24 protein-coding genes are annotated in these 26,430 nt (G+C 67.7%); 22 read left to right on the top strand and 2 right to left on the bottom strand.

The features are described from left to right. The first annotated feature begins 1 nt into the window (after position 1). The 4 genes from efeU to aspS are packed head-to-tail and all read left to right on the top strand — an operon-like array spanning position 2 to position 5,277. Entirely contained in the window at positions 2-928 is a 927-nt protein-coding gene (gene efeU, locus EII34_RS01630) for an iron uptake transporter permease EfeU (protein WP_124842143.1), read from the top strand. Further along, a complete protein-coding gene (efeO, locus tag EII34_RS01625; protein WP_124842140.1) occupies positions 906-2,186 on the top strand; it encodes an iron uptake system protein EfeO in 1,281 nt (426 codons plus the stop codon). The genes efeU and efeO overlap by 23 nt, the downstream gene beginning before the upstream one ends. Beyond that, positions 2,186-3,442 carry an iron uptake transporter deferrochelatase/peroxidase subunit gene (efeB, locus tag EII34_RS01620; RefSeq protein WP_124842137.1) on the top strand — a complete coding sequence of 419 codons (1,257 nt, stop codon included), beginning with the start codon at positions 2,186-2,188 and terminating at the stop codon, positions 3,440-3,442. The genes efeO and efeB overlap by 1 nt, the downstream gene beginning before the upstream one ends. A 50-nt stretch (positions 3,443-3,492) precedes the next feature. After that, positions 3,493-5,277, top strand: a complete 1,785-nt coding sequence (gene aspS, locus EII34_RS01615) for an aspartate--tRNA ligase (protein ID WP_124842134.1) — start codon at positions 3,493-3,495, stop codon at positions 5,275-5,277. On the opposite strand, the gene EII34_RS01610 is transcribed toward aspS, so the two are convergent. Together EII34_RS01610 and EII34_RS01605 are read right to left on the bottom strand one after the other, a co-directional pair. Continuing rightward, entirely contained in the window at positions 5,249-6,112 is an 864-nt protein-coding gene (locus EII34_RS01610) for an EamA family transporter (protein ID WP_221620159.1), read from the bottom strand. The two genes, aspS and EII34_RS01610, sit on opposite strands and share 29 nt — an antisense overlap. Beyond that, the gene (locus EII34_RS01605) at positions 6,109-7,329 is read right to left on the bottom strand and encodes a multidrug effflux MFS transporter (protein WP_124842129.1); all 1,221 of its coding nucleotides are present in this window, start codon (positions 7,327-7,329) and stop codon (positions 6,109-6,111) included. Before EII34_RS01605 ends, EII34_RS01610 begins: the two co-directional genes overlap by 4 nt. Positions 7,330-7,410: 81 nt before the next feature. Between EII34_RS01605 and EII34_RS01600 the strand changes: the two genes are divergently transcribed. Genes EII34_RS01600 through pyrF form a run of 18 tightly spaced genes read left to right on the top strand, consistent with a single transcriptional unit; the run spans position 7,411 to position 26,381 of the window. Continuing rightward, positions 7,411-8,757, top strand: coding sequence for a replication-associated recombination protein A (locus tag EII34_RS01600; protein ID WP_124842126.1), 1,347 nt, complete (start codon positions 7,411-7,413; stop codon positions 8,755-8,757). A gap of 54 nt (positions 8,758-8,811) precedes the next feature. Then, positions 8,812-9,189, top strand: coding sequence for a DUF948 domain-containing protein (locus tag EII34_RS01595; protein ID WP_260425009.1), 378 nt, complete (start codon positions 8,812-8,814; stop codon positions 9,187-9,189). Then, entirely contained in the window at positions 9,186-9,416 is a 231-nt protein-coding gene (locus EII34_RS01590; RefSeq protein ID WP_124842123.1) for a hypothetical protein, read from the top strand. Before EII34_RS01595 ends, EII34_RS01590 begins: the two co-directional genes overlap by 4 nt. Positions 9,417-9,438: 22 nt before the next feature. Then, positions 9,439-12,093 carry an alanine--tRNA ligase gene (alaS, locus tag EII34_RS01585; RefSeq protein WP_124842120.1) on the top strand — a complete coding sequence of 885 codons (2,655 nt, stop codon included), beginning with the start codon at positions 9,439-9,441 and terminating at the stop codon, positions 12,091-12,093. Next, on the top strand, positions 12,086-12,544 hold the full coding sequence (gene ruvX / locus EII34_RS01580) for a Holliday junction resolvase RuvX (protein WP_124842117.1): 459 nt from the start codon (positions 12,086-12,088) through the stop codon (positions 12,542-12,544). The genes alaS and ruvX overlap by 8 nt, the downstream gene beginning before the upstream one ends. After that, positions 12,541-13,653 (top strand): endolytic transglycosylase MltG, encoded by a 1,113-nt coding sequence (mltG, locus tag EII34_RS01575; RefSeq protein WP_185711116.1) that lies wholly within the window; start codon positions 12,541-12,543, stop codon positions 13,651-13,653. Before ruvX ends, mltG begins: the two co-directional genes overlap by 4 nt. Positions 13,654-13,667: 14 nt before the next feature. Further along, complete coding sequence (locus tag EII34_RS01570; protein ID WP_124842111.1) at positions 13,668-14,474, top strand: shikimate dehydrogenase family protein; 807 nt, start codon at positions 13,668-13,670, stop codon at positions 14,472-14,474. A 12-nt stretch (positions 14,475-14,486) separates the two neighbouring features. Then, entirely contained in the window at positions 14,487-15,683 is a 1,197-nt protein-coding gene (gene aroC / locus EII34_RS01565; protein ID WP_124842108.1) for a chorismate synthase, read from the top strand. Further along, complete coding sequence (locus tag EII34_RS01560; protein WP_124842106.1) at positions 15,680-16,177, top strand: shikimate kinase; 498 nt, start codon at positions 15,680-15,682, stop codon at positions 16,175-16,177. Before aroC ends, EII34_RS01560 begins: the two co-directional genes overlap by 4 nt. After that, positions 16,174-17,268 carry a 3-dehydroquinate synthase gene (gene aroB / locus EII34_RS01555; RefSeq protein WP_124842103.1) on the top strand — a complete coding sequence of 365 codons (1,095 nt, stop codon included), beginning with the start codon at positions 16,174-16,176 and terminating at the stop codon, positions 17,266-17,268. The genes EII34_RS01560 and aroB overlap by 4 nt, the downstream gene beginning before the upstream one ends. Before the next feature lie 42 nt (positions 17,269-17,310). Continuing rightward, a complete protein-coding gene (efp, locus tag EII34_RS01550) occupies positions 17,311-17,874 on the top strand; it encodes an elongation factor P (protein ID WP_124842099.1) in 564 nt (187 codons plus the stop codon). Continuing rightward, entirely contained in the window at positions 17,867-18,289 is a 423-nt protein-coding gene (gene nusB / locus EII34_RS01545) for a transcription antitermination factor NusB (RefSeq protein ID WP_124842096.1), read from the top strand. The genes efp and nusB overlap by 8 nt, the downstream gene beginning before the upstream one ends. A gap of 18 nt (positions 18,290-18,307) precedes the next feature. Then, entirely contained in the window at positions 18,308-19,426 is a 1,119-nt protein-coding gene (gene carA, locus EII34_RS01540; protein ID WP_124842094.1) for a glutamine-hydrolyzing carbamoyl-phosphate synthase small subunit, read from the top strand. After that, a complete protein-coding gene (locus EII34_RS01535) occupies positions 19,423-20,592 on the top strand; it encodes an AAA family ATPase (protein ID WP_124842091.1) in 1,170 nt (389 codons plus the stop codon). Before carA ends, EII34_RS01535 begins: the two co-directional genes overlap by 4 nt. A 3-nt stretch (positions 20,593-20,595) precedes the next feature. After that, a complete protein-coding gene (locus EII34_RS01530; RefSeq protein WP_124842088.1) occupies positions 20,596-21,246 on the top strand; it encodes a DUF4276 family protein in 651 nt (216 codons plus the stop codon). Beyond that, entirely contained in the window at positions 21,236-24,541 is a 3,306-nt protein-coding gene (gene carB, locus EII34_RS01525; protein ID WP_124842085.1) for a carbamoyl-phosphate synthase large subunit, read from the top strand. The genes EII34_RS01530 and carB overlap by 11 nt, the downstream gene beginning before the upstream one ends. Then, positions 24,523-25,590, top strand: coding sequence for a quinone-dependent dihydroorotate dehydrogenase (locus tag EII34_RS01520; protein ID WP_260425008.1), 1,068 nt, complete (start codon positions 24,523-24,525; stop codon positions 25,588-25,590). Before carB ends, EII34_RS01520 begins: the two co-directional genes overlap by 19 nt. Next, complete coding sequence (pyrF, locus tag EII34_RS01515; RefSeq protein WP_124842083.1) at positions 25,587-26,381, top strand: orotidine-5'-phosphate decarboxylase; 795 nt, start codon at positions 25,587-25,589, stop codon at positions 26,379-26,381. Before EII34_RS01520 ends, pyrF begins: the two co-directional genes overlap by 4 nt. Positions 26,382-26,430 lie beyond the last annotated feature (49 nt).

Below are 26,430 nucleotides of genomic sequence, written 5' to 3'. Positions count from 1 at the left end.
CATGTTCCTGGGATCCTTCCTCATCGGCCTTCGCGAAGGCCTCGAGGCCTCCCTCATCATCGGCATCCTGATCGCCTACGTGCGCAGGCAGGAGCGCGCCGACGTCGTGTCCCGGATCTGGCTCGGAGTCGCCATCGCGGTGCTCGGATCGATCGCGCTGGGTGCCCTGTTCACCTTCGGTCGCTACGGGCTGAGCTTCGAGGGCCAGGAGCTGCTGGGTGGTGGCATGTCCCTGCTCGCCGTGGTCATGGTCACCTGGATGGTGTTCTGGATGCTCAAGGCGGGACGCACCATGAAGGCCGAGCTGGAGGCCAGCGCGGCCACCGCCATCGGCCGTGGCTGGGGGATGTTCTGGCTGGCCTTCATCTCCGTGGGTCGTGAGGGCATCGAGACCACCCTCATGCTGTGGGCCTGGCTCACCGAGCCGATCGCGCTGCTCGGTGCCGTCGCCGGACTGCTGGTCGCCTGCGGGATGGGATACCTCATCTACACCGGGATGCTCCGCATCAGGTTCTCCACCTTCTTCGCCTGGACCGGCACCCTGCTGATCATCATGACCGCGGGCATCCTCGCCTACGGCATCCACGACCTGCAGGAGGCGCGGTTCCTGCCCGGTCCGTTCTCCGGGGCCCCCATCACCCCCATCGACCTGCGCACCAAGGAGGTCCTGGTCGGATTCTTCACCGAGCGCCCCTTCTGGGGGGCCGCCTACCCCTTCGGCTGGGCGTTCGACCTGCAGGACGTGATCCCGCCCGACAGCTGGCCGGCGGCCCTGCTCAAGGGCACCGTCGGCTTCACACCGCTCATGAGCTGGCTCGAGATCACCGCCTGGGCCTGCTACATCGGCATCGTCCTCCCGCTGTTCATCAAACGTGTCCGCCACCCCGCCCCTCGAAAGGAAACCCATGAAGACGCTCACGCTGCGTAGCCTCGCCGCACTGGCCGTCAGTGCCCTGGTGCTCACCGGCTGCACCGAGAACAAGCCCGCCAGCACCTCCGACTCCGAGGCCGCTGGCGGCCCGATCACCGTCAGCTCCACCGACACCGAGTGCACGGTCTCGGCCTCCTCGGCCAAGTCCGGTACCGTCACCTTCTCCATCAAGAACGAGGGTTCCAGGATCACCGAGTTCTACCTGCTCGGCTCCGACGGGCTCAGGATCGTCTCGGAGAAGGAGAACATTGCCGCCGGTGCCTCCGCCGACCTGACGGTCTCCCTCCAGCCCGGCGAGTACTTCACCGCGTGCAAACCGGGCATGCGCGGTGAGAACGTCGGCCAGGCGGCCTTCAAGGTGACCGGCGAGGCCATCGAGCTCTCCGGTGAGGACAAGGCCCTGTTCGAACAGGTCGTGACCGACTACGTCGCCTTCGTGCGCAACGAGGTCTCCGAGCTCGAACCGAAGACCGAGGAGTTCGCCACCGCCTACATCAACGGCGACGACGAGAAGGCCCGCGACCTGTACGCCAAGATCCGTGTCCACTACGAACGGATCGAGCCCATCGCCGAGGCCCTGGGCACCCTCGATCCCCGCATCGACTACCGCGAGATCGACTACCTCGCGGAGGCGGAGGCACTGCAGACCGACGACCCGGAGTTCACGCAGTGGTTGGGATTCCACCGCATCGAGAAGGACCTGTGGGTCCCGGCGCAGGACGCCGTCCAGCCCGATGGTTCCTCCGCCCACGAGGGCTGGCAGCCCTCCACCACGGAGCAGCGCAAGGAGATCGGTGAGACCCTCATCAAGGACGTCAAGCAGCTGAACGAGCTCGTCTCCTCCCCGAGCTTCGTCACGGACAACGAGGTGAACATCTCCACCGTCTCGAACGGTGCCTCGGGTCTGCTGGAGGAGATCGCCGTCACCAAGGTCACCGGTGAGGAGAACTGGTGGAGCCACTACGACCTGTGGGACTTCCAGGCCAACCTGGAGGGCTCCCGCATCGCCTTCGACCTCGTCGCACCCATCGCGGAGCGCAAGGGTGAGGAGGGCAAGGCCCTGGTGGCCGAGATCACCAAGGAGTTCGACGCCCTGCAGGCCCTGCTCGACAAGTACGGCAGCCTGGAGAAGGGTTTCGTGCTCTACGACCAGGTGACCTCCGAGCAGCAGAAGGAGCTGAGCGACCAGATCAACGCCCTGCGTGAGCCGCTGTCCAGGCTCACCGTGACGGTGCTGGGGATCGAGGAGGAGTGATGGCTCTTTCCCGCAGGGGAATGCTGGCCTTCTCGGGCGCCTCCGCGGGTGCCGTCGGGCTGGGGGTGGGTGGCTTCTTCGCAGGCCGCGCCACCTCCGGTCCGACGGTGGCCGGTGCCGAGGAGTTGGTGCACGCCTATCACGGGGAGCACCAGGCCGGGATCATCACCCCGGCCCAGGAACAGCTGCACTTCGCGGCCTTCGACATGATGCCCGGTCAGACCCGCGACGACCTCGTCGAACTGCTCAAGGACTGGACCTACGCGGCCTCCCGCATGGCCCTGGGGGCCCCGGTCGGTGCGGGCGGGGCCTTCGACGGCAATCCGCTCGCCCCACCCGTCGACACGGGTGAGGCGGCTGACCACGGTCCGAACGGGTTGACCCTGACCATCGGCTTCGGTCGGTCCCTGTTCGTCGATGCCGAGGGCAACGACCGTTTCGGCATCGCAGACCAGCTGCCGGAGCAGTTCACGAAACTGCCCAAGATGGTCAACGACTTCATCAAACCGGCGATCTCCGACGGTGACCTGTGTGTCCAGGCCTGTGCCAACGATCCCCAGGTGGCGGTGCACGCCATCCGCAACCTCACCCGGATCGCCTTCGGGCGTGCCAACCTGAGATGGGCACAGCTCGGTTTCGGCCGGGCCTCCTCGACCTCCAAGGAGCAGCAGACCCCACGGAACCTGTTCGGGCAGAAGGACGGCACCAACAACATCAAGGCGGAGGAGACCGACAAGCTCGCCGAACACGTCTGGATCTCCGAGGGGCCTGAGTGGGCCCATGGTGGCTCCTACCTGATCGCCCGGAAGATCTCGATGACCATCGAGGTCTGGGACGGCCTGCAGCTGGAGGAACAGGACCGGGTGCTGGGACGTGCCAAGGGCAGTGGGGCCCCACTCTCCGGTGGGGATGAGTTCACCGCCCCGGACTTCGGCCGAACGGGCTCGAACGGCAAACCACTGATCGATCCCAGGTCGCACGTGGCCCGGACCCACCCGGACAACAACGGTGGCATCCAGATGCTGCGTCGCGCCTACAACTACGTGGACGGCTCGGATGAGCAGGGAAGGCTCGCGGCCGGCCTGTTCTTCATCGCCTACGTCAAGGAACCCGCCCGATTCGCCAAGGTCCACCGCAACATGGCCCGTGACGACATGTTCATCGAATACCTCAAGACCCTCGGCAGTGGGGTGTACCTCGTGCCGCCGGGATGCGAGGAGGGCGGCTACATCGGCGAGCGGCTGTTCTCGCAGTAGGATTCGTGGCCACGAGCTGTGGTGTCCATGCAGCCGGATTGGAGAGAGACATGCTTCGCACCCGCAATGCCGGGGAACTCAGGGCCACCGACGCAGGCCAGGAGGTGACCCTCACCGGATGGGTCGCCAAACGCCGTGACCACGGTGGCGTGGCCTTCATCGACCTGCGTGACGCCTCAGGGGTCGCCCAGGTGGTGGTCCGTGACGAGGTGCTGGACTCCTCAGGGGCGCACGATCTGCGCAACGAGTACTGCATCCAGGTGACCGGTGTCGTCGAGGTGCGCCCCGAGGGCAACGCCAATCCGGATCTACCCACGGGCGAGATCGAGGTCGCGATCTCCCAGCTGGAGGTGCTCAACCCGGCCGCCCCGCTGCCGTTCCAGATCGACGAGCGGGTCAACGTCGGTGAGGAGGCACGGCTGAAGTACCGCTACCTGGATCTTCGCCGTCCTGCCCCGGGGGCCGCCATCCGACTCCGCTCCAAGGTGAACCAGGCTGCCCGGAAGGTGTTGGGGGAAAGGGACTTCGTCGAGATCGAGACCCCGACGCTGACCCGTTCCACGCCCGAGGGCGCACGGGACTTCCTGGTGCCCGCCAGGTTGAACCCGGGGTCCTGGTACGCCCTGCCCCAGAGCCCGCAGCTGTTCAAGCAGCTGCTCATGGTCGCAGGCATGGAACGCTACTACCAACTGGCCCGCTGCTACCGCGACGAGGACTTCCGCGCAGACCGTCAACCGGAGTTCACGCAGCTCGACATCGAGATGAGTTTCGTGGACCAGGAGGATGTCATCGAGCTCGGCGAGGCCATCGTCAAGGAGATCTGGGCGATCAAGGGCGTCGAGCTGTCCACCCCGTTCCCGCGCATCCCCTACGCCGAGGCGATGGACCGGTACGGCTCCGACAAGCCCGACCTGCGTTTCGACCTGGAGCTGACCGAGCTCACCGAGCTGTTCTCCGACACCGGGTTCAGGGTCTTCAAGGCTCCCTACGTGGGGGCGGTCGTGATGCCGGGTGGGGCCTCACAGCCGCGTCGCACCTTCGACGCCTGGCAGGAATGGGCGAGACAGCGCGGCGCCAAGGGCTTGGCCTATGTCACCGTCGCCGAGTCCGGTGAGCTCGGTGGCCCCGTGGCGAAGAACCTGTCCGAGGCCGAGCTGGAGGCGTTGCCGGGACTGACCGGTGCGAAGCCCGGTGACTGCATCTTCTTCGCCGCGGGGGAACGCACCGCGTCCCAGAACCTGCTCGGGGCCGCCCGCAACGAGATCGCCCAGCGTTGCGGCCTCATCGCCGACGATGCCTGGAGCTTCCTGTGGGTCATCGACGCCCCACTGTTCAAACCCGCATCCGAGGCCAGGGCCGACGGTGACGTGGCGGTCGGTGCCGGGGCCTGGACGGCGGTGCACCACGCCTTCACCTCACCGAAACCCGAGTGGCTCGACAGCTTCGATGCCAACCCGGGCGAGGCACTGGCCTACGCCTACGACATGGTCTGCAACGGCAACGAGATCGGCGGGGGCTCCATCCGGATCCATCGCCGTGACGTGCAGGAGCGGGTCTTCAAGGTCATGGGGATCGATGCGCAGGAGGCGCAGGAGAAGTTCGGCTTCCTGCTGGAGGCGTTCAGCTTCGGTGCACCACCGCACGGTGGGATCGCCTTCGGCTGGGACCGGATCGTGGCCCTGTTGAGTGGCACCGAGTCGATCCGCGACGTCATCGCCTTCCCCAAGACCGGTGGTGGCTACGATCCGTTGACCGCGGCCCCGGCACCGATCAGTGCACAGCAGCGAAAGGAGGCCGGTGTCGACGTCACTGCGAAGGAGCCCGCCGGGAGGTGAGGACGGCCCCGATGCTCGCCGCGATGACCGAGGTCATCGCGGCGAGTCCGCCCCATCCGAGGTGCTCACCGAGCCACAGCCACGCCACCAGGGCGGCGGCTGCGGGTTCCAGGGCCATGAGGATGCCGAAAGTGGCCCTGGGCATGCGTTCCAGGGCTCGTAGTTCCAGCCCGTAGGGCAGGGCGGAACTGAGCAGGCCGAGTCCCAGGCCGAGACCCCAGAGCGTGGGAGAGCAGAACCAGGGACCGGACCACGGTGTCGCCGCCAGTGCCGCCGGGGCGAGCAGCACGGTGCCGATGAGCATCCCGGTGGTCAACCCGGTGAATCCCTCCCATGCGGCGGCCAGCCGCGGTGTCAACACGATGTAGCAGGCCCAACAGGCACCTGCCAGCAGGGCCAGCAGCACCCCGGGACCGTCGAGGGGCTCCGGGCTGAGGCCGAGGAGCGCGACACCGGTCCCGGCCAGCACCACCCAGATCAGGTCGCGTCGGTGTCGGGAGGTCAGGATCGCCACCGCGAGGGGGCCGAGGAACTCGAAGGTGACGGCCATCCCGACGGGGATCCGCTGGATCGACTGGTAGAACAGCGCGTTCATCCCGGTCAGGCAGACCGCGTAGGTCGCCGCGATCCGCCACTGGGACCGAGTCCTGTCCCGCAGACGAGGTCGGACCACGATCCCCAGCAGCAGTGCCGCTCCGGTGACCCGCAGCCACGCCGCCACGACCGGATGCACCGCGGTGAACAGCCCCTTGGCCAGCGATGAGCCCAGCTGGACCGACACGATGGCGGTCAGCACGAGGACGACGGCGGGTACCCGAGTGAGCCAGGTGGTCACAGCTGGAAGGAGATGCTCCGTGGCCTGGCCACCAGCCACAGCATCGTGGTCGACAGGATTCCGCAGACGAGCATGGCGAAGGCCATCGGGGCGGCCGAGGTGAGGGGGAACAGCCCGATGATCGGGCCGACCGCGGCGGCCAGGATCATGAAACTCGCCCCCATGAGTGAGGCCGCGACGCCGGAGTCGGCCCGGTGGTTCTGCAGGGCCAGCACATTGACGTTCGGGGCACAGCAGCCGAAGGAGAAGGTGAAGGCGAACATCGCGGGGATGAGTGGCACGTACCCGATGCGGGCCGCGTCGAGCAGCAACAGCAGCGACGCCGAGACGACCAGACCGGTGGTGCCGACGACCAGGACCCACTGGGGGCCGAACCGAGGAGCGAGTCGGCTACCGCTCTGCACCCCGAGGAACACCCCGACCGAACACGTGGCGAAGACCATCCCGAACTGCGACTCACTCAGCCCGTAGGTCTCCTGCAGCAGTGTGGAGGAGGTGGAGACGTAGCTGAACAGCCCGGCGAAGGCGAACCCACCCGTGCCCAGCATCCCGAGGAACAGCCGGTCACCCAGCACGCGGCGATAGGCCCGGGACAGCTGAGCGAGACCACCCCGGGTGCGCTCCGCCGGGGTCCGGGTCTCAGGGATGAGCAGCACCAGCAGGGAGAGCACCAGGGCGCCGTACCCGGCAAGTGCCCAGAACACGCCCCGCCAGTGGGTGACGGTCACGAGCCAGGAGCCGATCACGGGTGCGACGATCGGGGCCAACCCGTTGACCAGGGCGAGCCGGGACATCATCACCACCAGGCGTTTGCCGGAGAACAGGTCCCGGGCCATGGCCATCGCGACGACGGCCCCGCCAGCCGCGCCGATCCCTTGGAGGGCGCGCATGACGGTCAGGAAGACCACGTTCGGGGCGATCGCCACCAGGACGGAGGCGATGATGTGCACGGCGCAGGCGACCACCAGCGGGATCCGCCTCCCGAACCGATCGCTGACCGGTCCGACCAGCAACTGGCCCAGCGCGAACCCCAGGGTCGTCGCGGAGAGGGTCATCTGGACCTGTGGATCCATGATGTCCAGATCCAGTTTGAGGTCCGGGAAGGTCGGCAGGTACAGGTCGATGGTGAAGGGACCGAGCCCCGTCAACAGGCCCAGGGTGACGATGATCGCGACACGTCGGCGGCTGCTGAAGCGGTCCCCGAGGTGTTCACTCATGGGTGTCCTTCGGCTGGAGAGAATTCAGGCAAGGAGAGCATCCTACGCCCAGCTGCACCTCGTCGATTAAAGTGCATCGTCGTGAACGAGGATCTGTTCGGCAACGTTGACCCGGACCCCGGTCGTCTCGGGGGATCACTGGCCGATGCCCGCACCGAGGGGGCACCCCTGGCGGTGAGGATGCGGCCACTCGACCTGGACGAGATCGTCGGTCAGCAGCACCTGCTGACCCCCGGCTCCCCGTTGCGCCGTCTGGTCGCGGGACAACCGATGAGCGTCTTCCTCTGGGGACCTCCCGGGGTGGGCAAGACCACACTGGCCGCCATCGTCTCGCGTGCCTCCGGGGCACGTTTCGTGGAGTTGTCGGCGGTGAGCGTGGGCGTCAAGGAACTGCGGGCCGAACTGGAGCGGGCCCGACGTGAACTGGAACGCGGCCGACCCACGGTGCTGTTCATCGATGAGGTGCACCGGTTCTCGAAGTCCCAGCAGGACGCCCTGCTGCCCGCGGTGGAGAACCGACTGGTCACCCTCATCGCCGCGACCACGGAGAACCCCAGTTTCTCCGTGATCTCACCACTGCTGTCCCGATCCCTGCTGCTCAGGTTGACACCCCTGACCGACGACGACGTCACGGCTCTGGTGGAACGTGCCGTGACCGACGACCGTGGCCTGGGCGGGACGCTCATCCTCAGCCCTGAGGCGAGAGAGGATCTCGTGCGTCTGGCCGGAGGTGACGCCCGTCGGGCCCTGACCTATCTCGAGGAGGCCGCGGCCTCCGCCACGGCGCTGGGACTCGGTGAGATCACCCCGGAGGTGCTGACCCGGGCGGTGGATCGGGCAACCGTGCGCTACGACCGGGACGGGGACCAGCACTACGACGTCATCTCGGCCTTCATCAAGTCGATCCGCGGCTCTGACGTGGATGCCGCCCTCCACTACCTGGCCCGGATGCTCGAGGCGGGGGAGGACCCCCGCTTCATCGCCCGCCGACTCATGATCTCGGCCAGCGAGGACATCGGCATGGCGGCATCCGGGGTACTCGCGACCTGCGTGGCAGCGGCCCAGGCCGTGCAGCTCCTCGGCATGCCGGAGGCCAGGATCACCCTGGCCCATGCCACCGTCGCCGCGGCGGCGGCCCCGAAGTCCAACGCCGCCTACCTCGGCCTGGAGGCGGCCCTCGCCGATGTGCGGGCCGGTCGGGGAGGACCGGTGCCCCCGCACCTGCGTGATGCGCACTACGCCGGTGCGAAGGCCTTGGGCCACGGTCAGGGCTACCAGTATCCACACGACACCCCGGAGGGGGTCTCCCGCCAGACCTATCTGCCCGAGGACCTGGCCGAGGCCCGCTACTACCTGCCCACCACACATGGGGCCGAGGCCGCGGTCGGCGAGCAGCTCGCCGCGGTACGACGACTGCTGGGGCGCTGAGCAGCGGTGTCGGCTAGAGTTGGCGCGGAACCCGCAACGTGAGGAGGGACTCAGATGACCGTGACCCTGGGTGAGGTGGCTGGCCTCATCGCCGCAGTGGCACTGTGCGTACTGGTCGGCCTGGCCGCCGTCCCGCTCCTCAAACTCGGCCGCACCCTCGATGAGGCCAGGCTGGCGATCCGAGACCTCGGTCAGCACTCCGTCCCCGTGTTGACCGAGCTGCGTGGCACCGTGGAGAACACCAACGACGAGCTCGCGAAGCTGTCGCTCGTCACCGAGGACCTGAGCAGGGCCTCCGGACACGCCACCGTCGTCACCGAGAACGCCGCACGGCTCTCCCAGTTGTTCGCGGTCACCCTCGGCTCCCCGCTCATCAAGGCAGCCGCGCTGACCCATGGGGTCCGCACCGCGTGGAAGGGGCGTCGGAAGTGAGTCGCCTGCTGTGGTTCCTCGCCGGAATCGTCGTCACCCTGCTCCTGCTCGTCAACGGCAAGCGCTGGCTGCGGCAGTTCACCCCTCAGGGGGTGGCGGAACGCGTCGAACGCGGTGGTCGCCGGGCTGCCGCCGGACTCGGTGAGTTCTACGCCACCTTCGATGCCGCCAGACGAAACCGTGAGGAGGAGCTCCGCCGCGAGCTCGACCTCGAGATCACCGACTGAACCCATCTCAAGGAATTCCCGCATGAAGATCTCCGAGATCCGGAGCCGTTTCATCGAGTACTTCGCCAGGAACGGGCACACCGTCGTCCCCTCGGCGTCGCTGCTCTACAACGACCCCACACTGCTGTTCGTCAACGCCGGCATGGTGCCGTTCAAGCCGTACTTCATGGGGGAGGAACCAACCCCCTACGAGCGGGCCGTCAGCGTGCAGAAGTGCGTGCGCACCCTGGACATCGACGAGGTCGGCAAGACCACCCGTCACGGCACCTTCTTCCAGATGACCGGCAACTTCTCCTTCGGGGACTACTTCAAGGAGGGAGCCATCAACTTCGCGTGGGAACTGGTGACCACCGAGGCCCACAACGGCGGTTTCGGTTTCCACCCGGACCGGGTCTGGGTGACGGCCCTGCACGGCGACCAGGAGACCATCGAGCTGTGGCAGCGGGCCGGGGTGCCGAGGAACCGCATCCAGGAGCGTGGGCTGAAGGACAACTACTGGCACATGGGGGTTCCCGGCCCGGGGGGACCCTGCTCCGAGATCTACATCGACCGCGGACCCGAGTTCGGTCCCGACGGTGGTCCCGAGGCCGATGAGGACCGGTTCCTCGAGATCTGGAACCTGGTCTTCCAACAGGAGGAGATCACCAATGTCTCCGCCAAGGACCGGTTCGACGTGGTGCGTCCTCTCGCCACCCGCAACATCGACACCGGTGGTGGTCTGGAACGCACCGCCTACCTGCTGCAGGGCGTGGCGAACATGTACGAGACCGACGAGGTCTACCCGGTCATCGCGAAGGCCGCCGAGCTGTCCGGGCGTCGCTACGGGGCCGATCAGGTCGACGACGTCCGGTTCCGGGTGGTGGCGGACCACATCCGGTCCTCCCTGATGCTCATGACCGACGGCGTGACCCCCGGCAACGAGGCCCGTGGCTACGTGCTGCGCCGCCTGCTGCGTCGCTCCATCCGGGCGATGCGGCTGCTCGGTGTCGACGAGCCGGTGCTGGGTGAGCTGCTGCCGGTCAGTCGCGACGTGATGAGTGTCTCCTATCCGGAGATCCTGGAGGCCTGGGACCGGGTGGCCCAGATCAGCACCCACGAGGAGGAGACCTTCCGGCGCACCCTGGCCGCCGGCACGCAGATCTTCGATCTCGCGGTCGCCCGCGCGAGGTCCGAGGGCTCGGCGGTGCTGCCCGGGGACGACGCCTTCCAGCTGCACGACACCTACGGTTTCCCCATCGACCTGACCCTGGAGATGGCCACCGAGGCCGGGCTCGGTGTCGACCGGGAACGTTTCCAGACCCTCATGCAGGAGCAGAAGGACCGGGCCAGGGCCGATGCCAGGGCGAAGAAGGGGGGCGCGGCCGACCTGGAGGCCTACAAGACGCTCCGCGAACGCTTCGAGACCCCCTTCGTCGGTTACACGGACCTGGAGCACGAGGCCAGTGTGGTCGGCATCATCGCCGACGGTCGGGTGGTGGACTCCGCCGGTGACGGTGACGTCGTCGAACTGGTGCTGGAGGCCACGCCCTTCTACGCCGAGGCCGGTGGTCAGGACTCCGATTCCGGGACGATCTCCGGTGACGGCTGGCAGGCCGAGGTGCTGGACGTGCAACGTCCCGTCCCGGGACTGATCGTGCACCGGGTCCAGCTGCTCGGTGAGCTCGGGGTGGGTGCCGTCGCCGCGGCCCGGGTGGACGCAGCAGCCCGCCACGCGGCATCCCAGGCCCACACCGCCACCCACATCGTCCACGCGGCACTGCGGGAACTCGTCGGATCCACCGCGACCCAGGCCGGCTCCTACAACAAACCCGGCTACCTGCGTTTCGACTACTCCTCGACGCAGGGACTGGGGGAGGCGCTCCGCCTCGAGGTCGAGCAACGGGCGAACCAGGCCATCCGTGACTCCTTCGAGGTGACCGCGCAGGAGATGAGGCTCGAGGAGGCCAGGGAGCTGGGAGCGATGGCCATGTTCGGGGAGAAGTACCCCCGGATCGTGCGGATGGTGGAGCTGGCCGGACCGTGGTCGCGGGAACTGTGTGGTGGTACCCATGTCCCCAACACCGCGCAGATCGGGGTGCTCAACCTGCTGAGCGAGTCCTCGATCGGCTCCGGGGTGCGCCGCATCGAGGCCCTCGTCTCCGCGGATGCCTTCGATCGGTTCGCTGCCGAGCGTGCCCTGGTGACCACCCTGACCGAGAGCCTGCGGGTTCAGCCCGACCAACTCGTGGAGCGGGTCGAGAAACTCCTCTCCCAGCTGAAGAGCGCTGAGAAGCAGATCGCGGCGCTGCAGGCCGAGAAGCTGCTGGCCCGCTCCGGTGAACTGGCGGCCGCCGCCCGGCCGGTCGGTGGGGTCAACCTGGTCGCGGCGGCCCTGCCCGGTGTCACCGGGGGAGACCTTCGGACCCTGGCCCTCGACATCCGGGAGAGGCTGGGACAGGAACCTGCGGTGGTCGCCCTGGCCGGTGGCGTGGAGGGCAAGGCCGCCGGGGTGGTCGCCACGAATGCGGCTGCCCGACAGCTCGGCATCAGGGCAGGGGCGCTCATCTCCGTCGCGTGTCAGGCCATGGGTGGCAAGGGCGGCGGCAAGGACGACCTGGCCCAGGGCGGCGGTACTGATCCCGGCGCGGCCCCGGAGGCCATCGCCGCCGTCGAGGCCGCATTGGCTGATCGTGCCTGAGGGACCCCGGCTGGGGATCGACTGGGGCAAGGCCCGCATCGGGGTCTCGGCCTGCAACCGGGGCACCCGGTTCGCCTATCCGGTGGAGACCGTGCCCGTCGACGGACGGGAGCTCGACCGGCTCACCGCGTTGGTCGCCGAGTACGAGCCGGGCATCGTCTACATCGGCCTTCCCCTGACCCTGGCAGGGGAGCGCGACATCGCCGCCCAGTACGTCCTGGAGCAGGTGAGGCGGTTCGCGGTCCGGGTCCCCCGCGTACCGATCAGGCTCGTCGATGAGCGGCTGAGCACGGCCGGGGCATCACGTAGTCTTGGCAGTGCCGGTCGCTCGAGGCGTCGGCAACGCTCGGTGATCGACCAGGCGGCGGCCGTCGAGATCCTGCAACGTGCTGTGGACCTTGAAACCACCGGCTCACCTGCCGGATGGGGGCTTGATGAGGAGGAATCGTGAGTCCCGCATTCGTCGACAACGACGCGAAGTTCGACTGGCGCAAGTTCGGCTATCACGCCCGCAGTGCCTTCGCGGTCATTCTCTCCCTCGTGGTCCTGCTGGGTGGTGGCTGGTTCGTCTACGCCAAGGCCAAGGAGGCCTGGGTGGCGATGCGTGCGGAGGAGGACTTCATCGGGGAAGGCCGCGAGCAGATCGAGATCGTCATCCCACAAGGTTCCTCCGCGGCGGCCATCGGCAACATCCTGGTGGAGAACGGGGTGATCAAATCGGCTGCGACCTTCCGCAAGGTGGCCCGGAACAACCCGACGGCCAAACTCGAGGCCGGACGGTGGCGGCTGCGCACCGAGATCCCCGCCAAGACCGCCCTGGACTTGTTCCAGGACCCCAACAACAAGGTCGCCCTCAAGGTGCAGCTCAAGGAAGGACAGGCCCGCGTCCAGCAGTGGCAGACACTGAGTACCGAGTTGGGACTGACGCAGGAGCAGCTGAGCGAGGCACTGGGTTCCCCGGAGCTCGGCCTGCCCTCCTGGGCGAACGGCAACCCCGAGGGCTTCCTGTTCCCTGACACCTACGAGGTGGCCGAACCCGTGGAGGCGCTGGCGGTGCTCAAGCAGCAGGTCGAACAGTTCAACAAGGTGGCCGGCACCATCAACCTGGAGACCGCCGCGGAAGAGGTGGGACGCACTCCGTACGAGGTGCTCATCACGGCCTCACTGGTGGAGAAGGAGGCTGCACGTCCGGAGGACCGGGCGAGGGTCGCCCAGGTGGTCTACAACCGGTTGGCGGCCGACATGCCGCTGCAGTTCGACTCCACCGTGCACTACGCCATCGGGGACTTCTCACGGGTCTTCACCACCGAGGAGGACCGTGCCACCGACTCCCCCTACAACACCTACCTCCACAAGGGTCTGCCCGCCGGGCCGATCAGCAACCCCGGCGAGGCGGCGATCAAGGCCGCACTGCACCCGGAGACCCACGATTACCTGTTCTTCACCGCCGTCAACCTGGAGACCGGGGAGACCAAGTACGCCGTGGATGCCGCAGGACATGAGGCGAACGTCCAGGAACTGCGCACCTGGTGTTCCGCCAACCCCGGCAAGTGCAAGTGAACCACGGTGTCGCGATGCGCTGCGCCGTCATCGGTGATCCGGCTGCACATTCCCTCTCACCCGCCATCCATCGGGCCGGGTATCAAGTCCACGGCCTGGACTGGGAGTACCGGGCCGTCACGGTGACACCGGAGGAACTCGACTGGTTCGTGGCCTCACGTCGTGAGGACGGTGACTGGGCGGGACTCAGCGTCACGGCCCCGCACAAGCGGGCCCTGCTGGAGTTGGGGGAGCCCGATGCCGTCTCCCGTCTCGTGGGAGGGGGCAACACCATCACCTTCGGACACACCCCGAAGGTGTTCAACACCGATGTCCCCGGGTTCGTCCGGGCATGCCGCCGTCGAGGGGTCACGGGAGTGGGGACCGCTGCCATCATCGGCAACGGCGCGACGGCCCGTTCCCTGCTCGTGGCCCTGGCAGGCCTCTCGGTCCGGCAGGTCAGCGTGCTGGCCCGCGACCCGGGTCGGGCCACCGGGGTCCTCGATCTGGGACTGGCCCTCGGCGTCGACACCACCGTGATCCCGATGGATGAGACCTTCCGGCCCGTGGACCTGGTCGCCAGCACCGTGCCCGCCGATGCGACGACGCCTCGCGCCGCGCACTGGGCGGCCAGGGCCGAGGTGCTCTTCGACGCGGTCTACGATCCCTGGCCCACACCACTGGCCGCCGCGGCACTCCCGGGACAGCTCGTCATCACCGGGTTGGAGCTGTTGGCAGGACAGGCCGTCGACCAGTTCCAACTGCTGACCGGACATCCCCTGGACTTCGACCTCGCCCTGTCCGCCGCGCAGACGGAGTGCGAGCGGCGTGCCCGGGCCTGACACAATGGCCCAATGCTGCGTTACCTCACCGCTGGGGAGTCCCACGGCCAAGCCCTGATCGCCACGATGGAAGGCATCCCCGCGCACGTGCGCGTCGGTGAGCCGGAGATCTCCGCCGCCCTGGCGCGTCGACGGCTGGGAGTGGGTCGTGGAGCCCGCATGAGGTTCGAGGCGGATGAGGTGACGGTGCTCGGCGGGTTCCGACACGGCGAGACCCTCGGGTCCCCCGTCGCGATCATGGTCGGCAACACCGAGTGGCCGAAGTGGGAGACCGTCATGGCCCCCGGTGAGGTCCCCGCTGAGGTGTTGATCGAGCAGGCCCGCAACGCGAAGCTCACCCGGCCTCGGCCCGGACACGCCGACCTGGCCGGGATGCAGAAGTACGACTTCGACGAGGCCCGCCCGATCCTGGAGCGTGCATCGGCACGTGAGACCGCGGCACGGGTGGCGCTCGGAACTGTTGCAGCAGCCTTCCTGAGGCAGGCCTGCGACGTGGAGATCCTGAGCCACGTCGTCGAGCTGGGCCCCGTCGCGGCCCGGCCGGGGCCGCCTCCCCGGTGGGAGGATCTCTCCGCCATCGATGCGGACCCCACCCGGTGCCTCGACCCGGAGGCCGCAGCGGCCATGGCCGCCGAGGTGGAGGCCTGCCGCCGCGAGGGGGACACCCTGGGTGGGGTGGTCGAGGTCGTGGTGTGGGGGCTGCCGCCCGGGCTCGGCTCCCACATCCAGGGGGATCGCCGTCTGGACTCGCGCCTGGCCGGGGCGCTCATGGGGATCCAGGCCATCAAGGGGGTGGAGTTCGGTGATGGCTTCGACCTGGCCCGGCGTCGTGGCTCCGCCGCCCACGACGAGATCCTGCCCGGTGAGCGTGGCATCATCCGGGCCACCCACCATGCCGGAGGCGTCGAGGGTGGCATGTCCACCGGTGAGGTGCTGCGGGTGCGTGCCGCGATGAAGCCCATCGCGACGGTGCCGCGGGCGCTGCGGACCCTGGATGTCAGCACCGGGGAGGCCGCGACCGCGCACCACCAGCGTTCCGACGTGTGTGCCGTGCCCGCGGCGGGAGTGGTCGCCGAGGCCATGACCGCCCTGGTGCTGGCGGAACTGGTGCTGGAGAAATTCGGGGGAGACTCCGTCACCGAGACCCGCCGGAACCGTGACGCCTACCTCGCGGACCTGGAGCTGCGTGGCCTCGAGGTGCACTCGTGAGCATCGTCCTGATCGGTGCCCCCGGCGCGGGCAAGACCAGCGTCGGTGTCGAACTCGCGAACCGGTTGGGAACGGCCTTCGTGGATGTGGACACGAGGATCGAGCAGGTGGTCGGGAAACCGGTCGCGGAGATCTTCACCGACGAGGGGGAGGAACACTTCCGCACCCTCGAGGAGTCCGCGAGTCTGGAACTGCTCGGGAGCGGGGGAGTGATCGCCCTGGGGGGTGGCGCCGTTGTCAACCCGACGATCCGGCAGGCCCTGGCGGGGCACGACGTCATCTGGCTGGAGGTCTCGGCCCCGGTGGCGGCCCGCAGGGTGGGGTTGAACACCGCCCGCCCGCTGCTGCTCGGCAACATCCGGGCACGGCTCATCGAACAGCTGCGTGAACGCACCCCGTTCTACCAGGAGCTGGCAGGTACCCGGGTGGACACCGATGGCCGATCCATCGATGACATCGCAGCAGAACTCGCATCAACCAGGATGGTGACATGAGGATCGGCGTGACGGCAGCAGTTCCCTATGACGTGGTGATCGACCATGGTGCCCTGGCCGAGCTGCCAGGGGTGCTGGGGTCGGCCACCCGCATCGCGATCATCGTCCCGGAGACACTCGCCGGGCAGGCCGGGCTGGTGGCGGTCCGGTGCGGCGACCGGCAGGTCACCCTGATCCCGGTACCCGACTCCGAGGCGGCCAAGACCCCTGAGGTGCTCACCCGGTGCTGGGAGGCACTCGCCGGGGCCGGGTTCACCCGCAGTGATCTCGTGATCGGTCTCGGCGGCGGCACGACCACGGACCTGGCGGGGTTCGTCGCGGCCAGCTGGTTGCGCGGGGTCGGTTTCATCAGCATCCCCACCTCGGTGCTCGGCATGGTGGACGCCGCGGTGGGCGGCAAGACCGGGATCAACCTGCCGACCGGCAAGAACCTGGTCGGGGCCTTCCACGAGCCTGTGGCCGTGCTGTGCGACCTGGACCTGCTGACCGGTCTCCCTGAGGTGGAGGTCCGTTCAGGACTGGCCGAGGTGGTCAAGTGCGGTTTCATCCGGGATGCGCGCATCCTCCAGCTGCTCGACGACGACCTGCCAGGAGCCCTCGACGTGACCTCGGCCACCTTCGCCGAACTCGTGGGACGGGCGGTGGCCGTCAAGGCCGAGGTGGTCAGCCGGGACCTGACCGAGCGCACCTCGGTGGGGGACGCGGTGGGCCGTGAGGCCCTCAACTACGGTCACACCCTGGGACATGCCGTCGAGGCACGTGAGAACTTCTCCTGGCGCCACGGTGAGGCGATCGCCGTCGGCATGGTCTTCATGGCCGAGGTCTCGCGCCGGTTGCTCGGGCTGTCGAAACGGTGCGTCAACGACCACTCGCGGTTGCTGGCAGGGCTGGGGCTGCCCATCTCGTACCCGGAGCAGGCCTGGCAGGAGCTTCGGGCCCTGATGAGCCTCGACAAGAAGTCGCGTGGTACGACGCTGCGACTGGTCGGGCTCAGGGAGCAGGGCAGCCCGGTGATCCTCGAGGCCCCTGACGAGCAGGAACTCTCCCGGGCGTGGACAGCGGTTTTTCGAGAAGCGGTGACTGACGGGTAAGATTCGGCGACGGCCCCCGCAAGCGGATGAAAGGCAACGGGCGTGGTATCCACCAATGATCTGAAGAACGGCATGGTGCTCGACCTGGACGGTCAGCTCTGGCAGGTGCAGTGGTTCCAGCACCACAAGCCGGGCAAGGGCAACACGGTCGTGCGCTCGAAGCTGAAGCACGTGCTCACCGGCAAGATCATCGACAAGACCTTCAACTCCGACACGAAGGTGGACACCGCCACCATCGACCGCAGGGACATGCAGTACCTGTACCTCGACGGTGAGGACTACGTCTTCATGGACAACACCACCTTCGACCAGATCAACATCGCCCCCGACGTGCTGGGGGAGGCCAAGGACTACCTCCTGGAGAACCAGGTGGCGACCATCGCGATGCACGAGGGCATCCCGCTGTTCGTGGAGATGCCAGCCAGCGTCGAGCTGGAGATCACCTACACCGAGCCCGGCCTGCAGGGCGACCGTTCCACCGGCGGCACCAAGCCCGCCACCCTGGAGACCGGCAAGGAGATCCAGGTCCCGCTGTTCATCACCACCGGCGAGAAGGTCAAGGTGGACACCCGTGACGGTTCCTACATCTCCCGGGTGAATGGCTGAGTCTGGCCGCCACGGCCCCAGGACGGAGGCTCGGCGAGGGGCCCTGGACATCCTGTTCTCCGCCGAGCTGCGGGGCCGGGGTATCGTCGAGACCTTCATCGAGGTGAGGGATGTCGCGGGTGTCACCATCCGCGACCTCACCGCCACCCTCGTCCACGGCATCGCCGAGCACGGCGAGCAGATCGACCGACGGATCGCGGAGTCGCTCGACTCGTCGTGGACCCTGGACCGGATGCCCGCGGTGGATCGCAACATCGCCCGCATCGCGGTCTTCGAACTGGACCACACCGACACCCCCACCCCTGTCGTCATCGCCGAGGCGGTCAAGCTGGCCAGCGACCTCTCCACCGATGACTCACCCGGCTTCCTCAACGGCTTGTTGAGCAAGGCCGCGAACACGAGGCCCCACATCTGACCCTTCGAAGGAGCGCCCATGGACACCTCAGCACTGTTGGTTCTCGAGGACGGGCGTTGTTTCGTCGGCAGATCATTCGGCGCGGCGGGGGAGACCTTCGGGGAACTGGTGTTCTCCACCGGGATGTCCGGCTACCAGGAGACCCTCACGGACCCGAGCTACCACGGTCAGGTGGTGCTCGCCACCGCCCCCCACGTCGGCAACACCGGCTGGAACGACGAGGACGACGAGTCCACGCGGATCCACGTGGCGGGCTACGTCGTGCGCGACCCGTCGCCCCGCCCCTCCAACTGGCGCAGCAATCGAAGCCTGGATGCCGAACTGGCCCGTCAGGGGATCGTCGGGATCTGTGGCATCGACACCCGTGCGCTGACCCGGCACATCCGTAGCCTCGGTGCCATGCGGGTCGGCATCTCGACGATCGAGCAGGACCCGCAGCGGCTGCTGGCCCGGGTGCTGCAGCAGCCCGCCATGAGCGGGGCGGACCTGTGCGCGAGGGTCTCCACCGAGCAGTCCTACGTGGTTCCCGCGGTGGGGGAGAAACGGTTCACCGTCGCCGCCCTGGATCTGGGCATCAAGACCATGACCCCGAAGCAGATGGCCGAGCGGGGGATGGAGGTCCATGTGCTGCCCGCGACCGCGACCTTCGAGGACATCCGGGCCGTCTCCCCCGATGGCGTGTTCTTCAGCAACGGCCCGGGGGACCCGGCGACGGCGGACCATCAGGTCGAGGTGCTGCGCCAGGTCCTGGAGGCCGGGATGCCCTACTTCGGGATCTGCTTCGGCAACCAGCTCTTCGGGCGGGCCCTGGGCTTTGGCACCTTCAAGCTGAAATTCGGTCACCGTGGCATCAACCAGCCGGTGCTGGACCGCAGCACCGGTAGGGTGGAGATCACCGCCCAGAACCACGGCTTCGCCGTCGATGCGCCGCTGGAGCAGGGAACCCGGACCGAGTTCGGGACGGCCCGGGTCTCCCACCTCGGTCTCAACGACCAGGTGGTCGAGGGACTGGAGCTGGAACGCGATGGTCGCCTGGTCGCCTTCTCGGTGCAGTACCACCCGGAGGCCGCCGCCGGGCCCCACGACGCCAACCACCTGTTCGACCGCTTCGCCACCCTGATGGAGGCACGGACGTGAAGATCGTGAGTTTCCGCATCAGGAACTACCGGGTGCTGCGTGATGTCCGCCTCGACAACCTGACCCCGCTGACCGTGCTGGTCGGGGCGAACGGGAGTGGCAAGTCCACCGTCTTCGACGCCTTCGCCTTCCTGCACGAGGCCTTCACCCTCGGGCTTCGATCAGCCTGGGATCGCCGCAACCGGATGGCCGCCATTCGCAGCCGAGGCAGCGAAGGTCCCGTCGAGTTCGAGCTGACGTACACGGTGGAGATCAACGGCAGACCACGCCGGACCACATACCAACTGGCAGTGGGGGAGGAGCACGGTCTGCCGGTGGTGGAGCGTGAGGAACTGCGCTGGACCACCGCCCCGGCCCAGGGCCGTCCCCGAGGCATCCTCGTGTTCAAGCATGGCCAGGGCAAGGTGTACAACGAGCAGACCCAGGCCTATGAGGACGAGACGATGGATTCCCCCGATTTGTTGGCGGTCTCTGCTCTCGGCCAGATGCAGCGCCATCAACGGGTGCAGGCATTGCGCCACTTCATCCAGGGCTGGTACCTGTCCTACCTGAGCGCGGACAACACCCGCACCACTCCGACCGGTCGCCCCGAGCCCCGGCTCAGTCAGACCGGGGACAACCTGGCCAATGTGGTGCAGTACCTGCAGGAGCAACACCCTGATGCCCTGGAGCAGGTTTTCACGGCCCTTGGTACGCGCGTGCCTCAGTTGGAGAGCATCCGCCCCAAGCTGCTCGAGGATGGCAGGCTGCTGTTGCGACTCAAGGATCGTCCCTTCGACGATCCGGTGCTGGACCGGTTCACCAGCGATGGCACACTGAAGCTGCTCGCCTACCTCACCATGCTCCATGACCCGAATCCTCCGACGGTGATCGGTGTCGAGGAGCCGGAGAACCAACTGCACCCTCGACTGATCCCGGCATTGGTGGAGGATTTCCGGCAACTGTCCGCGCATTCCCAGGTGCTGGTCACCACCCACTCCCGTGATTTCCTGTCAGCGGTGAGGCCCCAGGAGGTTCGTACCATCTCCCGCGACGACCAGGGCTATGCCCACGTCCACCGGGTCTCGGACGACGAGCGGGTCATGAAGATGCTGGAGACCGGGGCGTCGCTGTCCGAGCTGTGGGCGGAGGGTTACCTCCGCTTGGCTGATCCGGGATTGGTGTGACGGATGGACAGCAGGAAGGCCCATCTCGATTTCCTGGTGGAGGGGTACACGATGCAACTCTTCCTCGAACAGATCCTGCCGAGGCTGCTTCCCGCTGACACCAGTTTCGATGTGTTCAACCTCGGTGGCAAGAGCGAGTTCTTGAAGAAGGTGCCGAAACGGCTCCGGGGCCATGCGAACTGGCTGCCGACCAACCCCACCCACCGCGTGGTCCTGGTCGTGGATTCCGATACCGACGACTGTGCAGAATTCCGTGAGAACCTGGTGGCTGCTGTGCGCAAGGCCGAGCTCAACGTCGCCAGTCACACGGCGAAGCAGGATGGCCAGGTGCTCCCCCGAATCGCCGTGGAGATGCTCGAGGCCTGGTACTTCGGCGACCCACACGCCCTGGAGCAGGCCTACGGGAGTGCGTTCAAGAACATGTCCCAGAAGCGGGGACTGCGTGAGCCCGATGCGATCCGGGACCCCGCCCGTCGGCTCGAGAACCTGCTCAGTAGTGTTCCCAAGCACAAGGGCGGGCTTAAGAAGATCGAGCTCACCACCGACATCGCTCCTCACATCGATGTCGAGAACAATTCCTCACCGAGTTTCCAACGGTTCCGTGATGGAGTCCGGTTCCTCACCACCCAGATTCAGGAGTGCCATGCCTCGTAGAACCGACATCTCGTCCATCCTCGTCATCGGCTCCGGCCCGATCGTCATCGGGCAGGCCTGCGAGTTCGACTACTCCGGCACCCAGGCCTGCCGCGTGCTCAAGGCCGAGGGGTTCCGAGTCGTGCTGGTCAACTCCAACCCGGCGACCATCATGACGGACCCGGACTTCGCGGACGCCACCTACGTGGAACCCATCACACCGGACTTCGTGGAGCGGGTCATCGCCAAGGAGCGTCCTGACGCCCTGCTCGCCACCCTGGGGGGGCAGACGGCCCTCAACACCGCCGTCGCCCTCCACGAGAACGGGGTGCTGGAGCGGTACGGCTGCGAGCTGATCGGAGCCTCCTTCGAGGCCATCCAGCGCGGCGAGGACCGGGAGCAGTTCAAGGACATCGTCGCCTCCTTGACCGACATCCCGGGTGGCGCCCCCGAGGTGGCGCGCTCCCGGGTGTGCCACACCCTCGACGAGGTGATGGCCGCAGCCGATGAGCTCGGCTACCCGGTCGTCGTGCGCCCCTCCTTCACGATGGGGGGAGTGGGTTCCGGTTTCGCCCACACCCCACAGGAGCTGGCACAGATCGCAGGAACGGGCCTGGCGGCCAGTCCCGTCACCGAGGTGCTCATCGAGGAGTCAATCCTGGGATGGAAGGAGTACGAACTGGAGGTGATGCGCGACAAGGCCGACAACGTCGTGGTGATCTGCTCCATCGAGAACTTCGATCCGATGGGGGTCCACACGGGGGACTCGGTGACGGTGGCCCCGGCGATGACGCTGACCGACCGTGAGTACCAGCGGATGCGTGATGTCGGCATCGCCATCATCCGTGCCGTCGGGGTGGACACCGGCGGCTGCAACATCCAGTTCGCCGTCAATCCTGTCGACGGACGGATGATCGTCATCGAGATGAACCCCAGGGTCAGCCGCTCCTCAGCACTGGCCTCGAAGGCCACCGGGTTCCCCATCGCGAAGATCGCCGCGAAGGTGGCCGTCGGGTACACCCTCGACGAGATCCCGAACGACATCACCCGGGTCACCCCGGCCTCCTTCGAGCCGGCCCTGGACTACGTCGTGGTGAAGGTGCCGCGGTTCGCCTTCGAGAAGTTCCCGGCCGCCGACTCGACCCTGACCACCCACATGAAGTCGGTGGGTGAGGTGATGTCCATCGGCAGAAACTTCACCGAGGCCCTGGGCAAGGCGTTGCGCTCCACGGAGACCGGGACCAACTTCTGGCAGGACGGTGCCACGGGGCGTGACCTGTCCGATGTCCTCGAGGAGCTGCGGCGTCCTCACGACGGTCGCCTGCTGAAGCTGATGAACGCCCTCGACGCCGGAGCCACCGTCGAGCAGCTGTTCGAGGCCACCCGCATCGATCCGTGGTTCCTCGACCAGGTGGCTCTCATCCATTCGGTGGGACGGGAACTGGCCGATGCGGAACGACTCGACCCCGCGCTGCTGCGCCGGGCCAAACGGCACGGCCTGTCCGACTCCCAGATCGGGACGCTGCGTGGTCTGGACGAGAGCGTCGTGCGACAGCTGCGGTGGGCTCTCGACATCCGCCCCGTCTACAAGGCGGTCGACACCTGTGCCGCCGAGTTCGAGGCCCTGACCCCGTACCTGTACTCGACCTACGACGAGGAGAGCGAGGTCCCGACCAGGACGAAGGAGGCCGTGATCATCCTGGGGTCCGGCCCCAACCGGATCGGACAGGGCATCGAGTTCGACTACTCCTGCGTCCATGCCACGATGGCGCTGCGGGAGGCCGGCTACGAGGCGATCATGGTCAACTGCAACCCGGAGACGGTCTCCACCGACTACGACACCTCCGACCGGCTCTACTTCGAACCACTGACGGCCGAGGACGTCCTGGAGATCGTCCACGCGGAGTCCCAGGCCGGCCCGGTGGCAGGTGTCATCTGTCAGCTCGGTGGCCAGACCCCCCTGAAGCTGGCCCAGGTCCTCAAGGACGCGGGTGTCCCCATCGTCGGCACCTCCCCGGAGGCCATCAACCTGGCCGAGGAGCGCGGTGCCTTCGGCCGGGTGCTGGCCAAGGCGGGGCTTCCCGCGCCGAAGCACGGGATGGCCGGCTCCGCCACGGAGGCCCGCCAGATCGCTGCGGAGATCGGTTACCCGGTGCTGGTGCGCCCGAGTTTCGTGCTCGGTGGTCGGGGCATGGAGATCGTCTACGACGACGACTCGCTGGACCGCTACATCGCGGGGGCGACCGAGGTCTCCGAGGGGTCCCCGGTGCTGGTGGACCGGTTCCTGGACGACGCGGTCGAGATCGACGTGGACGCCCTGTACGACGGTCACGAGCTGTACCTGGGTGGCGTGATGGAGCACATCGAGGAGGCGGGCATCCACTCCGGTGACTCGGCCTGCTCGCTGCCCCCCATCACCCTGGGCGACGAGATCATCGAACGCATCCGTCGCTCCACCGAGCTCATCGCGGCAGGGGTCGGGGTCCGGGGCCTGCTCAACATCCAGTACGCGCTGCACGCCGACATCCTCTACGTGCTCGAGGCCAATCCCCGTGCCTCCCGGACCGTGCCCTTCGTCTCCAAGGCCACCAACACACCGTTGGCGAAGGCAGCGGCCCGGATCATGCTGGGATCCAGCATCGCGGATCTCAGGGCCGAGGGAATGCTGCGTGCCGTCGGGGACGGCACGACCGTGCATCCCGGGGCGCCGGTGGCGGTCAAGGACGCCGTGATGCCGTTCAACCGGTTCCGGACCGTCACAGGAGCCTTCGTCGACACCCTGCTCGGACCGGAGATGCGCTCCACCGGTGAGGTGATGGGGCTGGCGGAGGGCTTCGGTCTGGCCTACGCCAAGTCCCAGGCGGCCGGTGGGTGGCCCCTGCCGACGTCAGGGACGGTGTTCGTCTCCATCGCGAACCGTGACAAACGACACGCGATCTGGCCCATCAAACGCCTCGCCGATCTGGGCTTCCGCATCCTGGCCACATCCGGGACCGCATCGGTGCTGCGCCGTAACGGGGTGGATGTCACGGAGGTCGCGAAGTTGTCGCAACGAGAACCCGACAGCGACGAGCCGAGCATCGTCGACCTCATCAAGCAGGGTGGGATCGATCTGATCTTCAACACCCCGCAGGGGGCCAACAACGGGGTCAACATCCGCAGGGACGGTTACCTCATCCGCACCGCCGCCGTCATGGCGGACGTGGCGTGCATCACGACGGTGCCGGGGCTGGCGGCCGCCGTGCAGGGGATCGAGAACCAGATCCGGGGGGAGCTCGGGGTCCGTTCCCTGCAGGAATGGGCGAGCCCGTCATGACCGGTCTGCTGACCCTGAGCGAGCTGGCCTGCTACCAGCGCCTGCTGCGTCCCGTGCTGTTCCGGCTCCACCGGGGCAACCCGGAGGCGGTCCACGAGATGATGATCGAATGGCTCGGTCACGTTCCCGGCACCCGGCATGCCCGCGTCGTCGCCCCCGTCGAGGTGGCAGGGATCCGCTTCCCGAACCGGGTCGGGATCGCCGCCGGTCTCGACAAGGACGGCATCGCGGCCCCGGCCTGGGCCCGACTGGGGTTCGGTTTCGCAGAGCTGGGCACGGTGACAGGGCAGGCCCAGCCGGGCAACGAGCGTCCACGGGTGTTCCGGGCGGTGGCCTCCCGTGCCATCGTCAACCGCATGGGCTTCAACAATGCCGGGGCCGACGCCCTGGCCGACCGGCTGCTCAAACTCGGCGTCCAGCGGGGCAACCTGCGGCTCGGGATCCCGCTCGGCATCTCCATCGGCAAGACGAAGGTGGTGCCGATGGCCCGGGCCCGCACCGACTACGTCGGTTCCGTGGACGTGCTGCGAGACTTCGCCGACTACTTCTCGGTCAACGTCTCGAGTCCCAACACCCCGGGGCTTCGTTCGCTCCAGACGGCTCAGGAGCTCACGACACTCATCACCTCGGTCATCGGCGCGGCAGGTGAGGGCGGTCACCCGGTGCCGGTGTTCGTCAAGCTCGCCCCGGACCTCGACCCTGATGGTCTGCCCGAGATCCTCGCCGCGATCAGCGATGCCGGCGCGGCCGGGGTGATCGCCACGAACACCACGCTCTCCCGCGATGGCCTCCGGCCGAGCGATCAGCACCTGAGAGACGAGGCAGGAGGGCTGTCCGGGGCACCCCTGACAGCCCGGGCGCTTCGTTTCGTCGAGACCGTGGCCGGGACCACCGCGCTCCCGGTCATCGGGGTGGGGGGCATCATGAGCCCTCGGGACGCGGCACGCATGTTCGACGCCGGGGCCAGCCTGATCCAGCTGTACACCGGATTCATCTACGCCGGACCCGCCCTGGTGCGGGGCATCCACGAACTGACAGGACGACGATGAGCTGGTTCACCACACTGGAGGAATGCACCACGACCCGGGGAAGGCTCTGCGTCGGGATCGACCCGATGCCATCGGTCCTCGACGCCTGGGGACTGGGGCGGGACCTGGCCGGTCTCGAGGCCTGTGCGCGGGGCATCGTCGAGGCACTGGGGGAGCAGGTCGCGGTCTTCAAGCCCCAGTCGGCCTTCTTCGAGGCCTTCGGTTCGCGCGGGGTGGCGGTGCTGGAGCAGGTGCTCGCTGACATCAGAGGCGCCGGGGCACTCAGCATCCTCGACGCCAAACGAGGTGACATCGGCTCCTCGATGGCCGGATACGCCGCCGCCTATCTCAGGGGTGACTCGCCACTGGCGGCAGATGCCCTCACCGTGAACCCCTACCTGGGGGTCGGGGCCCTGCTCCCCGCCATCGAGGCAGCCGTTGCCGAGGGGCGGGGGCTCTACGTGCTGGCTCGGACCTCCAACCCCGAGGGGCAGGTGTTGCAGGCCGGGGCCGCCCAGCTGGTCGTCGACGAGATCGTGGCCGGGAACTCGGCCTGGGAGCACGCCGTCGGTCTGGTCATCGGGGCCACCCATGCCGATCCGGGATGCGACCTGACCCGCTTCAACGGGTCGATCCTGGCCCCGGGCATCGGAGCCCAGGGAGGCACCGTCGAAGGGCTGGCGGCCATCTTCGGCCCGGCCACCCACCTGGTGCTTCCCACCGTGAGCAGGGAGGTCATCGGTGGTGGACGAGGAGAACTGCGTCCCCGTGCGCAACGCCTGCTGACTCAGGTCAGCGGCCTGAAAGGCTGACACGACAAGGAGTCGGTTTCGCTGCGAGTGACACGTTGTCCTTGTAAGT

Origin of the sequence: Arachnia propionica (assembly GCF_003859805.1) — a bacterium.
Classification (GTDB): domain Bacteria; phylum Actinomycetota; class Actinomycetes; order Propionibacteriales; family Propionibacteriaceae; genus Arachnia; species Arachnia propionica_C.
Note: the sequence above shows the minus strand (reverse complement) of the source record. Positions and strands in the feature narration are given on the sequence as shown.